The 12,779-nt window shown below is 65.5% G+C and carries 14 protein-coding genes; 9 read left to right on the top strand and 5 right to left on the bottom strand.

All coding sequences use genetic code 11. The features are described 5' to 3' along the window. Window positions 1–37: 37 nt before the first annotated feature. Window positions 38–193 carry a YdcH family protein gene (locus N6L26_RS00490; protein ID WP_253519010.1) on the bottom strand — a complete coding sequence of 52 codons (156 nt, stop codon included), beginning with the start codon at window positions 191–193 and terminating at the stop codon, window positions 38–40. A gap of 165 nt (window positions 194–358) precedes the next feature. Here N6L26_RS00490 and N6L26_RS00485 point away from each other — a divergent pair, with 165 nt between their 5' ends. Continuing rightward, window positions 359–568: a YdcH family protein gene (locus N6L26_RS00485; protein WP_263606115.1), complete on the top strand. Its 210-nt coding sequence runs from the start codon at window positions 359–361 to the stop codon at window positions 566–568. Window positions 569–659: 91 nt separating this feature from the next. After that, window positions 660–1,121 (top strand): DUF1465 family protein, encoded by a 462-nt coding sequence (locus N6L26_RS00480; protein WP_263606114.1) that lies wholly within the window; start codon window positions 660–662, stop codon window positions 1,119–1,121. Here the strand turns inward: N6L26_RS00480 and N6L26_RS00475 are convergent, their stop codons facing one another. Beyond that, entirely contained in the window at window positions 1,122–2,585 is a 1,464-nt protein-coding gene (locus tag N6L26_RS00475) for a glycerol kinase (protein WP_263606113.1), read from the bottom strand. It abuts the gene before it with no gap. Window positions 2,586–2,647: 62 nt separating this feature from the next. On the opposite strand from N6L26_RS00475, the gene N6L26_RS00470 reads away from it, so the two are divergent. The 5 genes from N6L26_RS00470 to N6L26_RS00450 all read left to right on the top strand — a co-directional run bounded on the left by N6L26_RS00470 (window position 2,648) and on the right by N6L26_RS00450 (window position 8,764). Then, window positions 2,648–3,520, top strand: a complete 873-nt coding sequence (locus N6L26_RS00470) for an MBL fold metallo-hydrolase (protein ID WP_263606112.1) — start codon at window positions 2,648–2,650, stop codon at window positions 3,518–3,520. Beyond that, complete coding sequence (locus tag N6L26_RS00465) at window positions 3,505–4,188, top strand: DUF4230 domain-containing protein (RefSeq protein WP_263606111.1); 684 nt, start codon at window positions 3,505–3,507, stop codon at window positions 4,186–4,188. The genes N6L26_RS00470 and N6L26_RS00465 overlap by 16 nt, the downstream gene beginning before the upstream one ends. A gap of 68 nt (window positions 4,189–4,256) precedes the next feature. Continuing rightward, on the top strand, window positions 4,257–5,243 hold the full coding sequence (nadA, locus tag N6L26_RS00460; RefSeq protein ID WP_263606110.1) for a quinolinate synthase NadA: 987 nt from the start codon (window positions 4,257–4,259) through the stop codon (window positions 5,241–5,243). Window positions 5,244–5,268: 25 nt separating this feature from the next. Continuing rightward, complete coding sequence (locus tag N6L26_RS00455) at window positions 5,269–7,389, top strand: prolyl oligopeptidase family serine peptidase (protein ID WP_263606109.1); 2,121 nt, start codon at window positions 5,269–5,271, stop codon at window positions 7,387–7,389. 58 nt (window positions 7,390–7,447) lie between these two features. Then, on the top strand, window positions 7,448–8,764 hold the full coding sequence (locus N6L26_RS00450; protein ID WP_263606108.1) for a DUF2254 domain-containing protein: 1,317 nt from the start codon (window positions 7,448–7,450) through the stop codon (window positions 8,762–8,764). Between the two features lie 3 nt (window positions 8,765–8,767). On the opposite strand, the gene N6L26_RS00445 is transcribed toward N6L26_RS00450, so the two are convergent. Continuing rightward, the gene (locus N6L26_RS00445) at window positions 8,768–9,673 is read right to left on the bottom strand and encodes a DMT family transporter (RefSeq protein WP_263606107.1); all 906 of its coding nucleotides are present in this window, start codon (window positions 9,671–9,673) and stop codon (window positions 8,768–8,770) included. Window positions 9,674–9,726: 53 nt separating this feature from the next. Here N6L26_RS00445 and N6L26_RS00440 point away from each other — a divergent pair, with 53 nt between their 5' ends. Together N6L26_RS00440 and N6L26_RS00435 are read left to right on the top strand one after the other, a co-directional pair. Next, complete coding sequence (locus N6L26_RS00440) at window positions 9,727–10,839, top strand: alkene reductase (RefSeq protein ID WP_263606106.1); 1,113 nt, start codon at window positions 9,727–9,729, stop codon at window positions 10,837–10,839. 30 nt (window positions 10,840–10,869) lie between these two features. Next, the gene (locus tag N6L26_RS00435) at window positions 10,870–11,745 is read left to right on the top strand and encodes an HpcH/HpaI aldolase/citrate lyase family protein (RefSeq protein WP_263606105.1); all 876 of its coding nucleotides are present in this window, start codon (window positions 10,870–10,872) and stop codon (window positions 11,743–11,745) included. Here N6L26_RS00435 and N6L26_RS00430 read toward each other — a convergent pair whose 3' ends face one another. Further along, window positions 11,746–12,063 (bottom strand): hypothetical protein, encoded by a 318-nt coding sequence (locus N6L26_RS00430; RefSeq protein WP_263606104.1) that lies wholly within the window; start codon window positions 12,061–12,063, stop codon window positions 11,746–11,748. Next, complete coding sequence (gene lipB, locus N6L26_RS00425; protein WP_263606103.1) at window positions 12,060–12,731, bottom strand: lipoyl(octanoyl) transferase LipB; 672 nt, start codon at window positions 12,729–12,731, stop codon at window positions 12,060–12,062. Before lipB ends, N6L26_RS00430 begins: the two co-directional genes overlap by 4 nt. Window positions 12,732–12,779: the final 48 nt, after the last annotated feature.

Raw genomic sequence — 12,779 nt, 5'->3', positions numbered from 1 at the left:
AGCGGGGCACGTGGCCCCGCCCCCCGGTTTGCCATCGTCAGCAGGAAGCGATCTCTTCCTTGATCCGGAGCTTTTGCTTCTTGATCTGCTGGATCATCGCGATGTCGGGTGCGGGTCGGATCTGTTCCTCGTGCAGGCGGACCTCGAGACCGGCGTGCTTGGCTTTGAGCGCGTCGACATGGGATGATTGCATCGGGTTGTCTCCTTGACGGTTGTTTGACCCCAGGAGCGACTCGTACGCTTGCGCGGAACGAGCCGCAGACCCGGTAACAAACCACAGGATTGCCAATTTACAAAGAGCCTTGTTGTGGGCATGCGGCCAAGCGGTCGCGAGGGGCGATTGTCCGGAAAGGTCGGCGTGAACGAACAGGAACTGCGCAAGAGGCTCGCGCTGCTCCGCAGCGAGCATCGCGATCTCGATGTCGCGATCGCGGCACTGACTCATGCGGGCGACCAGCGGGGCTTCACCGACCAGCTGCAAATGGCCCGGCTGAAAAAGCGCAAGCTCGTGCTGAAGGATCGCATCGCCGCGATCGAGGATGTGCTGCTGCCCGATATTATCGCCTGATTCCCGGAGTTTGCGTCGCACCCGCTGTCACGCGAGGGGTGCCGTGGTTAATCCGCTGGAAGGTATGACGCGAAATGCGTAAGAAAAGCGCATGTCGGCCCGCGATATCAATGAAGAGATCATCGAGGATCTTTACAGCGCAGCGCTTATGCTCGCCGATGATGCGCGCGCGGCTTTCGACCTGCGCTGTGACGATACCAACGCCAGCGCCGATCCCGATGATTTGGCGCGTGTAGCGCTGTCGATCGAGGGGCTGCGCGCCACCACGCGGTTGATGCATGTGCTGGCATGGCTGCTCAACCAGCGCGCCTACATGGCGGGCGAACTGTCCGAGCAGCAACTGGAGCGCTGTGGCACCCTGCCCGAGGAACGCGAAGCCGATGCCGACAATCTTGCCCGACTCGATCCCAGCACCCGCGCACTGATCGAGGACAGCGAGCGACTGCATGCGCGCGTGGCACGGCTCGATCGCCACCGGCGCTCGCAAGTCGTGGCCACCACGCCGGTGGCCTTGCTGCAGGGGCGGATCACCCAGGCCTTCGCCGCCGGCTGATCAGGCCGCGGTCAGCGCCCTGGCGTAGCGCGCAAGCCGGGCTTCGCGCACGTCCCCCGTCATCTGCGAAGTGAACGCCTTTCCGCCGCCGCGCATGGCCTGCGCGGCCATCTCGAGATTGTCCTGCATTCCGCATCCTACAGCAGCGAGAATGGCGGCGCCGAGCGCGGTCGTCTCGACGAAATCGGGCCGTTCGACTTCGAGATCGAGGATATCGGCCAAGTCCTGTGCCATCCAGTCGTTGGCGCTCATCCCGCCGTCGATATGCAGCCGCGACCACGGCGCGCCATCGGCAGCGAAGGCACTCGCGAGGTCGTGCGTCTGGTGTGCCATCGCCTCGAGTGCTGCGCGCGCGATCTGCGCCCGCCCGCTCGCGAAGCTGAGGCCCGAAATGACCCCGCGCGCATCGGGATTCCAATGCGGCGCCCCCAGCCCGGCGAGTGCGGGCACGATTACGACCTCGCCGCTATCCTCGATCGAGCGCGCCAGATCCTCGGTCTCGGCAGCGCTGCCGATCAGGCCAAGCTGGTCGCGCAAATACTGGATAAGACTGCCCGCGACGAAGCATGAACCCTCGATCGCATAGGTCCGCACACCGTCCTGCTGGTAGAGCACCGTGCCAAGCAACCGATGATCCGAGTGCGGGATATCCTGCCCCATATTGGTCAGGACAAAGGCCCCGGTGCCATAGGTCGCCTTGGTTTCGCCGAAGCCCAGGCACCCCTGCCCGATCGTCGCCGACTGTTGGTCGCCCGCCAGTCCGCAGATCGGAACCGCTGCGCCCAGCCATTGCGCATCGCAGGTGGCGAGCTGGCCATGCGTATCGACCACTTCGGGCAAGGCGGCACGCGGCACACCGAAAAGTTCGCACAGATCCTCGTCGAACTGCGCCCCATCAAGCGGGAGCAGCAGCGTGCGGCTGGCATTGCTCGCATCGCTCAGATGCGCGCCGCCCGACAGCTTGTAGACCAGCCAGCTCTCGACCGTGCCGAAAGCCAGCGTGCCGGCTTGCGCGGCGGATCGGACACCCTCGTCATGGTCGAGCATCCAGCGCATCTTGGTGCCCGAGAAATAGGGGTCGAGCAGCAGGCCGGTGCGCCGCTGCACTTCCGGTTCATGGCCATATTGCTTCATGTCCGCGCAGAACGCCGCGGTCCGCCGGTCCTGCCAGACAATTGCACGTGCCAGCGGCTCGCCGCTCTCGCGATTCCAGGCCACGACCGTCTCGCGCTGGTTGGTGATGCCGATGGCGCCGATCCGGCCGACATCGTCTCCGGTCACTTCGCGCGCGCAGGCGAGCGTCTTGTCCCATATCTCGGCGGCATCGTGCTCGACCCAGCCGGGCTTGGGATAATGCTGCGTCAGCGCCTGCTGCGCGACCGCTTCCATCGTGCCGTCGGCGGCGAACATCATGGCCCGTGTCGAGGTGGTCCCGGCGTCGAGAACGAGGATGCAATCGGCCATGCTGTCTCCCATGCAAGCGGCGGGACGTGACATGGCGCAGCCTAGTCCCCATATGCAAGGGCATGGCTGGACCTCCTCCCAAACCGTGGCCGACCGGCAAGGCGATGCAACTCGAGCCGCTGGTGCGGCGCGTGCTGGCGCCGAACCCTTCGCCCTATACCTACACCGGCACGCAAACCTATATCGTTGGCCTCGGCGATGGCTGCGCGGTGATCGACCCCGGACCCGACGAGACCGAGCACCTGCTCGCGCTCGATGCGGCGATCGGCGAGGAACACCTCTGCGCGATCATGTGCACGCATACGCACCGCGATCATTCGCCCGCTGCGAAGACACTGGCAGCGCGGACCGGCGCCCCGGTGGTCGGCTGCGCGCCGCTGGTACTCGACGACAGCGGCCCGCGTGCCGATGCCTCGTTCGACCGCAGCTACGAGCCCGACCGGGTGCTGGAGGATGGCGAGCAGATGACCGGACCCGGCTGGACGCTGACTGCGGTCGCCACCCCGGGACATGTCTCGAACCATCTGTGCTTTGCGCTGGAGGAAAGCGGTGCGCTGTTTACCGGCGATCACATCATGGGTTGGTCGACCAGCGTCGTGATCCCGCCCGATGGCGATATGGGCGATTACATGAAGAGCCTCGAGAAGCTCTATGCGCGCGAGGATCGGGTGTTCTACCCCGCACACGGCGAGGCAGTCGACAAGCCGCGCCAGCTGGTGCGCGGAATGATCGGGCACCGCCGCCAGCGCGAAAACCAAATCGTCCGCCACCTGAGCGAAGGGCCGCACGAGGCCAGCGATTTCGTCGGCAAGATGTACAAGGGGCTCGACCCCAAGCTGCACAAGGCGGCCGAAATGTCGGTCACTGCGCATCTGATCGATCTGGAACAGCGCGGCCTCGTCGTCCGTTCGGGCGATATATGGCAGACGATCTGAAACCCCGCGAGACGGCAGTCGAACCCGAAATCCGGCGCGAACAGCCGCTTGCCCGCACGCAGGCGGTGCCGTGGCTGATCGTGATCCTGCTGCTCGCCGCGACCGCCTGGCTCGGCTGGCGCGCGTTCTTCTATGAAGAGGAAGGCGATCCGGTGGGCAGCGCGATGCTCGCCTTCGAAAAGCAGAATTCGCTGATCGTCTTTTCCAGCCGCTTCGAGGTGGTTGCCGAAAGCGTCGACCGGCGCGGCGTGCTCAATATCGACCTGCTCGAAAGCCGCCAGGCGGCAATCATCCCGGCGACGGTCGAATACCGGCTCGACCTGTCGAGCATGGACCGCGACCGCTTTGCCTGGGACGATGGCAGCGATACGCTGTCGGTGATCCTGCCGCCCTTGCGGATTTCGCGCCCCAATCTCGACGAAGCGGCGCAGAAGACCTTCACCGAAGGCACCTATGTCAGCCGCGATGCCAGTTCCGACCTGGCCCGCAACAATTCGCTGCAGGCCGAACGCAAGGCGGCCGAATTCGCGAAAAACCCCGAAGTGCTGGCATTGGCGCGGCAGGCGGCGAAGGCGGCCGTCCGCCAGAACCTCACCATTCCGCTGCAGATGGCAGGCTATGGCGATGTGACGGTAAACGTTCGTTTCGATGGTGAACGGCAAGACTGAACGGAACGCCCTCGCCTTACGGACCGTTCGGTCTATAAGCGCCACAAACGCAGCATACGGGACCCCATATGACCGCACAGACCGACCTGCCGACCGGCCAGGACCTGCTCGCCGAGATCGATCGCCTCCGCAAGGAGAAGAACGCGATCATTCTCGCGCATTACTACCAGACCGCCGATATCCAGGATCTTGCCGATTTCGTCGGCGACAGTTTGGAATTGAGCAAGAAGGCCGCCGAAACCGATGCCGATGTGATCGCCTTCTGCGGCGTGAAGTTCATGGCCGACACGGCCAAGATCCTCAGCCCCGAAAAGATCGTGGTGCTGCCCGACATGGACGCGGGCTGCAGCCTCGAGGACAGCTGCCCGCCGGAAAAGTTCAAGGCTTTCCGCGAAGCGCATCCCGACCACATCGCGCTGACCTACATCAATTGCTCGACCGAGGTTAAGGCGCTGAGCGACGTGATCGTTACCAGTTCCAGCGCGGAAACGATCATCAGCCAGATCCCCGAGGACCAGAAGATCATCTTCGGGCCCGACCGGCATCTGGGCGGCTATATGAGCCGCAAGTTCAACCGCGAAATGTTGCTGTGGCCGGGCGTGTGCATCGTGCACGAGGCCTTCAGCGAAACCGAGCTGCTCAAGCTCAAGGCGCAGCACCCCGATGCGCCGGTCGCCGCGCACCCGGAATGCCCGCCGACCATCGTCGATCATGCCGATTATGTCGGTTCGACCAGCGGCATATTGCAGTTTGCGGAGACCTTCGAGGGCGACACGCTGATCGTGGCGACCGAACCGCACATCATGCACCAGATGGAAAAGGCGCTGCCCAACAAGACCTTCATCGGCGCGCCCGGTGCGGACGGCAACTGCAGCTGCAACATCTGTCCGTATATGGCGCTGAACACGATGGAAAAGCTCTACGCCTGCCTGCGCGATCTCGAACCGCGTATCGAGATCGAGGAAGGCCTGCGCCTCAAGGCCAAGCAGAGCCTCGACCGCATGCTCGAAATGGCCAGCGGCACGATCGGCAAGGGCGATCTGGGCCGCGTCTAGGATACGATTTCAGGGAGAGAACAAAATGGTCGCACGTCTGGCGCTGGTCGCCGCGCTTGCTTTTACCGCCGCCCCGATTGCCGCGCAGGAGAGCGATGCGGACGATCCCTATATCTGGCTCGAGGAAATCCAGGGCGAGCGTGCGTTGGCCAAGGTCGATCAGTGGAATGCCGACACCGAGGCGGTGTTGACCGCGCAGGCGGAATATCCGCTGGCCAAAGCCTGGGCCAGGCAGATCCTCGACGATACGCGGCAGATCGCCATGCCCGATGCGATCCAGGGTGACATGGTCACGAACCTGTGGCGCGATGCGGAAAACCCGCGCGGCCTGTGGCGCACCGCGACGCTCGACAGCTATCTGGCGGGCGCCCCCGAATGGCGCACACTCATCGATGTCGACCAGCTGGGCGAGGATGAGGGCCAGAGCTGGGTATGGCACGGCGCCAATTGCCTCGCACCCGAATACACCCGCTGCCTTGTCTCGCTCAGCCCGGGCGGCACCGATGCCGATGTGGTCCGTGAATTCGATGTCGAAACCGGCAGCTTCGTCGAGGGCGGTTTCACCCTTCCCGAAGCCAAGTCCAATGTCGCCTGGTATGACGAGAACACGCTGTTCGTCGGCACCGACGAAGGCGCCGGATCGCTGACCGATTCGGGCTATCCGCGGCTGGTCAAATTGTGGCAGCGCGGGACAGATTTCGCCCAGGCACGGCTGATTGCCGAAGGCCAGCAGACCGATATCAGCATGAGCGGCTTCTCGGTGCTCGATGGTGAAACGCGGTGGCGGTTCGTCCGCCGGGGACCCGATTTCTGGACGGGCGAATACAGCCTCGTCGCCGAGGACGGATCGTTGATCGCCCTGCCGCTGCCTAGGGACGCGGGCTTCGAGGCCGTGCTCGACGGCCATGTGATTGCCAAGATGAACTCGCTGCAGGTGTCGAGCGCCGGGTGGAGCGCGCCGATGGGAGCGTTGGTCGCCTGGCCGCTTGCGGATATCGCATCCGGCCGCAGCGTTGCACCGACCGTGATTTTCAAACCGAGCGAAACGCAAGCGGTCGAACAGGTCGCGGCGTCGGAAAACAAGCTGTGGGTCAAGGTGCTCGACGATGTGTCGGGCAAACTGATCGAGCTGACGCCGGGCGCCGAGGGCTGGGCCCAGCGTACCATGGACCTGCCTGCCAACAGCACGATCCAGATCGCCGAGACCAGCGGCAAGGGCGACACCGCCTTCGTGACGGTCGAAAGCATGCTGACGCCGCCGACACTCTATGCCGTGCCCAGCGAGGGCGCGCCGCAAGCGATCGCCAGCGAACCTGCCCAGTTCGACGCCAGCAAATTCAGCGTCGAGCAGAAATTCGCCACGTCGAAGGACGGCACGAAGGTGCCCTATTACGTCGTCCGCCCTGCGGGTGCCGAGGGGCCGCTGCCCACGCTGATCCATGCCTATGGCGGCTTCCGCGCGGCGCAGACACCCAAATACCTCACCGCCGAACCTTATCGCAGCGGGCCGCTGGGCCTGTTCTGGGTCGAGAGCGGCAATGCCTATGTCCTCGCCAATATCCGTGGCGGCGGCGAATATGGCCCGCGCTGGCACGAAGACGCGCTGCGCGAAAAACGCCAGAACAGCTTCGACGATTTCCACGCCGTAGCCGACGACCTCGTCGCCAACAGGCTGGCCGATCCGGGCCGCATTGCCGCTTCGGGTCGCTCCAATGGCGGCGTGCTGGTCGGCGCGGTCGCGAACCAGCGGCCCGACCTCTACGGCGCGATTATCAGCGGCAGCCCGCTGATCGACATGCGGCGCTACAACAAGCTGCTCGCCGGGGCTTCGTGGATGGCCGAGTACGGCAATCCCGATGTGCCTGCGGACTGGGCCTTCATGCGCGAATGGTCGCCCTATCAGAACATGCGCGACGCGGCGGATGTCCCGGCGGCGTTCTATTATCTCTCGACGCTCGACGACCGTGTCCATCCCGGCCATGCGCGCAAGGCAGCCGCCAAGCACGAAGCCTGGGGCCAGACCTTCTATTATCACGAGTATCGCGAGGGCGGCCATTCGGTCGGCTCGGACCACGAAGAAGACGCCAAGCGTGCCGCATTGCTGCTCGCCTATCTCAATCGCGAAATCGGTAGCGGAGCGGACTAGGCACGGAGATGGGCTTCGCGCGTTCATCCCCTGACCGCAACTGGCAGGGGATGGGTGCGTGACCGCCGACATACGCTTTTTCTGGGCACGACTGAACGCGAATTACTGGTTCTATCCGGCGCTGTTCTCGATCATGGCGGGCGCGCTTGCCTTCACCATGGTGTGGCTCGACCGTGCCGGGCTGGCCGAATTTCTCAACGAGGTCGACTGGATCGTGCCCGCGCGTCCCAAGGGCGCAGCGGACATGCTGACCGTGATGGCGGGCAGCATGATCGGCGTCGCTTCCACCGTGTTCTCGATCACCATCGCCGCGGTCGCCTATGCCAGCGGCAATTACGGCCCGCGGCTGCTGACCAATTTCATGGAGGACCGCGGCAACCAGCTGAGCCTGGCGACCTTCATCGGCAGCTTCGTCTATGCGCTGATCGTGCTGCGCGCGGTGCGTGCGGAGGATGAAACCCCAGCCGTCCTCGCCGATGCCACCGCCACCGCCCTGCCCGGCTTCACCCCGCAACTGTCGCTGCTGGTCGCCTATGTCCTGATGGGCCTGTGCGTTGCGGTGCTGGTGTTCTTCCTCAACCACATCCCATCGAGCATTCGCATCAACAAGGTGCTCAAGGGTATCGGCGAACGGCTGCTCGAGGAAGTCCGCGAGACCTATCCGGTCGAAGACGAGTTCTACGAAGCGGTCGAACCCAAGGGCGGCGAGCCGTTGACCGCACGCGGCACGGGCTATGTCCAGTTGGTCGACTTCGGCGAATTGGTGAAGATCGCGCGCGATTGCGGCTGCACCATCTCGCTACGCGTGCGCACGGGCGACTTCGTCCACCGCGACATGCCTTTCCTGGATGTCGATGGCTGCGACCCCGAGACCATCGAGGAACGCATCCGCGGCTGTTTCACGCTCGGCTCCACCCGGACACCCGAACAGGACCCGCAGTTCCTGATCGACGAACTGGTCGAGATCGGGCTGCGCGCGCTATCGCCCGGGATCAACGATCCCTTTACCGCGATCACCGCGCTTCACTGGCTCGGCGCGGCGACTGCAGAGATCGGGCGGCGCGACCTGCGCAAGGATATCTGCGGCGAGGATTGCGACGATTGTCCGGTGATCCCGCTGCCCGACGATTTCGACCATTACGTCAGCCGCGGGTTCGGAGCGATCCGCAGCGCGGTGGCAAGTTCGCCCACCGCTGCGGAAGTCATGCTCGACACGCTTGCCAACGCCGCGGTACCGATCCGCGACGAGCGGCGCCAGACGCTGCTCAAGGATCAGGCCGACAAGCTCGCCCGGCAGACGCGACTGACACTCGTGGGCCCTGACCTCGATCGGTTCGAACGCCACGTGACCCGGTTCAACAAGGTCTTTTGGTAGGGGTTAGCGAACCCGGCCCGGCCGCCCCGCGCGCGCCAGCACCAGCGCGGTACCGACCAGCACCATGCCGACGACATCGAGCGGGGCCAGCAATTCGCCGAATGCCAGCCAGCCGACCGTGGCGGCAATGGCGGGCTGGGTCAGCAGCGCCATCCCGATGATCAGCGGCGGGAAATGGCGTAGCGAGAAGACCAGCAGTCCCTGCCCGACAAGCTGGCTGCTGAGCGCGAGCACCAGTACCGGCGTCCACCCCGCGTCGCCCGGCCATACCGGCTCGCCCGCAGCCAGCGCGATGGCAAGCAGCACCGGCGCGGCGATGAGGCTGACCAGCAGCAGCACCTCCCACGGTCCCAACGCCGTGCGAGCTCGCTGTGCCGGGAGCAGGTAGAAGGCGTAGAAAATACCCGCCGCGAGGCAAAACAAATCGCCGACGAAGGTGGTCGCGGAAATCTCCAGGCTGCGACCAAGTAATATGCCCGCGCCGACCAGCGCCGCGAGCACGCCCACCCCTTCCTGTCCCGACGGCGCACGCCGCGCCGCGATGATTCCCCAGGCCATCAGGATCACGCTGCCCGAATTGCCGAACAGCGTGGCATTGGCGAGCCGGGTCCGTTCGATCCCGACATGCCAGCTGGCGAGATCGACTGCGAAGAACGCACCGGCGAGCAGGCACAGCATCACCAACCGCCCGTCGATCGGCCCGGGCGAGCGCCCCCGCCAGGCGAGCAGCGCCAGCACCGGCAGCGGCAGCAGCAGGCGCCAAAAACCGGCAGAGACGGGGCCGGTGTCGGACAGCCGGACGAGCCATGGCCCCAGCGCCAGCGCGATGTTTCCAGCGACCAGCGCGGCGAAGTGCCATGCACTTGCCTGATAGCCATTCTTGTCCGGCGTGGCGGTTGCGCTGCCCATGGCCCGCCCCTAGCTCAATGGCCAACTCGCGCCAGCAAAAAGGATTTGCCCGCATGCACGAAAGCCTGTTCCAGCCGCTCACCATGGGTGCTCTCGAAGCAAAGAACCGCATCTTCATGGCCCCGCTGACCCGCGGTCGTTCGACCCAGCCCGGCTCGGTCCCCAACGAGATGATGGAAACCTACTATCGCCAGCGTGCCAGCGCCGGCCTGATCATTTCCGAAGCCACCGGGATCAGCGTCGAAGGCCTCGGCTGGCCTGCCGCGCCGGGAATCTGGAGCGATGAACAGGTCGAAGGCTGGAAGCCGATTACCGACGCCGTCCATGAAGAAGGCGGATTGATCGTTCTCCAGCTGTGGCACATGGGCCGTCTGGTGCACCCCGATTTCCTCGGTGGCAACCCGCCGGTGTCCGCCAGCACGACGACCGCGCCGGGCCATGCGCATACCTTCGAAGGGCGCAAGGATTACCAAGCTGCGCGGGGCCTGCCCGTCGATGAAATCGCACGCGTGGTCGAGGATTATCGTCACGCTGCCGAGAACGCGAAAAAAGCCGGGTTCGACGGCGTCCAGCTGCACGCCGCGAATGGCTACCTGGTCGACCAGTTCCTGCGCGACAGCACCAATCTGCGCGATGACGATTATGGCGGCAGCCCGGAAAACCGCAGCCGCTTCCTGCGCGAAGTGCTGACCGCGCTGGTGGACGTCTGGGGCGGGGACCGCGTCGGCGTGCGGCTGTCGCCCAATGGCGAAACGCAGGGCTGCGACGATAGCGACCCGGCGGCCACCTTCGGCGCCGCTGCGCGGGTGATCGAGGAACTCGGCGTCGCCTTCCTGGAACTGCGCGAGCCAGGTCCCGACGGCACCTTCGGCAGCACCGACGTCCCCAAACAGAGCCCGCTGATCCGCGAACTCTATACCGGGACCCTGGTGATCAACAGCGATTACACGCCCGAGGGCGCCGTGGCCGATCTCGAGGCCGACCGAGCCGACGCGATCAGCTGGGGCCGCGACTTCATTTCCAATCCCGACCTGCCGGCACGCTTCCGGACAGGTGCGGAGATTGCGCCGAATGTGAATGTGCCGCATAGCTGGTATGGTCAGGGACCTGCCGGATACATCGATTACCCGATGCTAACTAAGCAGGAGCAAGCTGCGGCCGAGTGAGTCGCCGTGCGGCGACACTTCGGAGGCTGAATGCGGTCGTGGATTCTCATCCCGGCAGATAACGAGAAGGCGATCGGCTCGGCAGCGGGCACGGGGGCCGAGGCAGTGGTCATCGACCTCGCCCGGCCCCTTCGTGCTGCCCAGCAGGCCACCGCCCGGATCGCTGCGACGACCTGGCTGCGGCTGCATCGCGAACAGCTGGTGGCGCAGCGCAAGTTCGAACGCTGGGTGCGCATCCCCGCGCTTGGCACCCCGCACTGGCGCGACGATCTGGAGGCCGCGATGGACGGCTCGCCGCATGGGATCGTGTTGTCGCAATGCCGCGGCGCGGACGATATCCGGCAACTGGCCTCGGTCCTGTACGAATTCGAGGACCGGCTGGGGCTGGCCGCCAACATCACGCGGATCATGCCCGAACTGGGTTCGACCCCCGCCAGCGCGCTGACGATCCGCCGGCTGGCAGACGAGCTGCACCCGCGCGTGTCGGCGATGACCTGGGATGCGGTCGGGCTGGCTCATGCCATCGGCGCGCGCCGCCTGCGCGGGCCCGGCGGGCGGTGGGGCGATGCGCTGGCGCAGGTCCGCGCGCAGATCCTGCTGATCGCCCATGCCCGCGGTATCGGCGCGATCGAACACCCGTTCCGCGATGTCCGCGACAGTGAAGCGGCTATCCGCATTGCCGATGCGGCACGGGCGGACGGGTTCACCGGCATGTTCGCCATTCACCCTGGGCAAGTCGAGGGCATCAATGCCGCCTTCGCCCCGCTCGAAAGCGAAATTTCCGACGCGCACAAGATCGTCTCGGCCTTTGCGACCAATCCCGGGGCAACGATGTTGTCGGTGGGCGAGCGCCGCGTCGGCCAGGCCGATCTGGAGCGCGCCAGGCGGTTGCTCGGCGAGGACTGACTAGTCCCCGGCAGGGTCGTCGCCTGCTTCTTCCGCGATCACCGGAGCAGGCGCAGGTTCGCTGGCTTCCTCGGGTTCGGCCGGCGCGTCGCTGGCTGGCGCCGCGGCGGACGGCTGGCTCGGCGCTTCGCGTACCGGCGGCGACTGCGAGCGCAGCCGGTCGAGCGGGATCATCGCATCGCTGATCGTTCCGCCGATTACTTCACCCTTGGCGTTGCGCTCGGCCTCGACCTCGGTCTCCGCCGGGGGCGTATCATCGCCGCAGCCGGACAGGATCGCGGTGGCAGCGACAAGCAAGACAGCTGGACGTATCATCATGGCAGCGCGTTGGCCTTTCCTTCGAGCGCCGCGAGGAAATCCCCGAAGCGCGCCCGCAATGCCTCATCGAAGGCCGCGGGCGCAAGATCGATTCCCAACCGTTCGAGGCTGGTCACGCCGAATTCCTCGATCCCGCAGGGGACGATGCCGGTGAAGTGCGACAGATCGGGCGCGAGATTGACCGAGAAGCCGTGCATGGTCACCCAGCGCCGCACCCGCACGCCGATCGCGCCGATCTTGGCTTCGCGGCCATCGACATCCCTTGTCCAGATGCCGACCCGGCCCGCGCTGCGCCAGCTGGTCACGCCGATATCGGCCAGCGTGGCGATCACCCAGCCTTCGAGCGCATGGACGAAACAGCGCACATCGCGCCCGCGCTCGCGCAGGTCGATCATGGCATAGCCGACCCGCTGGCCCGGTCCGTGATAGGTATAGCGCCCGCCGCGCCCGGCCTCGACCACTTCGAACCGCGGGTCGAGCAATTCGACACCATCGGCGCTGGTTCCCGCCGTATAGACCGGCGGGTGTTCGAGCAGCCACACCATCTCGCGCGCCTCGCCCTCGGCGATCGCGCGATTGCGCGCGGTCATCGCTTCGAGCGCGTCGCGATAGCCGATACGGCCGGGTTCGGCGCGCCATTCGACGGTTTCGGGGGGTGCAGACGACATGCGCGATTGCGTGGCGACTGGCGAAGCGCTTATCAAGGGGCAAACGGG

This window comes from Qipengyuania sp. SS22 (assembly GCF_025736935.1).
Taxonomy (GTDB): Bacteria; Pseudomonadota; Alphaproteobacteria; order Sphingomonadales; family Sphingomonadaceae; genus Qipengyuania.
The sequence above is the reverse complement of the archived record's forward strand: the minus strand, read 5'-3'. Positions and strand labels throughout refer to the sequence as shown.

Bases quoted from the DNA above. Each gene is read 5' to 3' on its own strand.
- N6L26_RS00445 (WP_263606107.1), bottom strand. From the start codon at position 9,673: ATGGGCAGCGCAACCGCCACGCCGGACAAGAATGGCTATCAGGCAAGT.
- N6L26_RS00480 (WP_263606114.1), top strand. From the start codon at position 660: ATGTCGGCCCGCGATATCAATGAAGAGATCATCGAGGATCTTTACAGC.
- nadA (WP_263606110.1), top strand. From the start codon at position 4,257: ATGACCGCACAGACCGACCTGCCGACCGGCCAGGACCTGCTCGCCGAG.
- N6L26_RS00435 (WP_263606105.1), top strand. From the start codon at position 10,870: ATGCGGTCGTGGATTCTCATCCCGGCAGATAACGAGAAGGCGATCGGC.
- N6L26_RS00440 (WP_263606106.1), top strand. From the start codon at position 9,727: ATGCACGAAAGCCTGTTCCAGCCGCTCACCATGGGTGCTCTCGAAGCA.
- N6L26_RS00430 (WP_263606104.1), bottom strand. From the start codon at position 12,063: ATGATGATACGTCCAGCTGTCTTGCTTGTCGCTGCCACCGCGATCCTG.
- lipB (WP_263606103.1), bottom strand. From the start codon at position 12,731: ATGTCGTCTGCACCCCCCGAAACCGTCGAATGGCGCGCCGAACCCGGC.
- N6L26_RS00490 (WP_253519010.1), bottom strand. From the start codon at position 193: ATGCAATCATCCCATGTCGACGCGCTCAAAGCCAAGCACGCCGGTCTC.
- N6L26_RS00475 (WP_263606113.1), bottom strand. From the start codon at position 2,585: ATGGCCGATTGCATCCTCGTTCTCGACGCCGGGACCACCTCGACACGG.
- N6L26_RS00470 (WP_263606112.1), top strand. From the start codon at position 2,648: ATGGCTGGACCTCCTCCCAAACCGTGGCCGACCGGCAAGGCGATGCAA.
- N6L26_RS00455 (WP_263606109.1), top strand. From the start codon at position 5,269: ATGGTCGCACGTCTGGCGCTGGTCGCCGCGCTTGCTTTTACCGCCGCC.
- N6L26_RS00465 (WP_263606111.1), top strand. From the start codon at position 3,505: ATGGCAGACGATCTGAAACCCCGCGAGACGGCAGTCGAACCCGAAATC.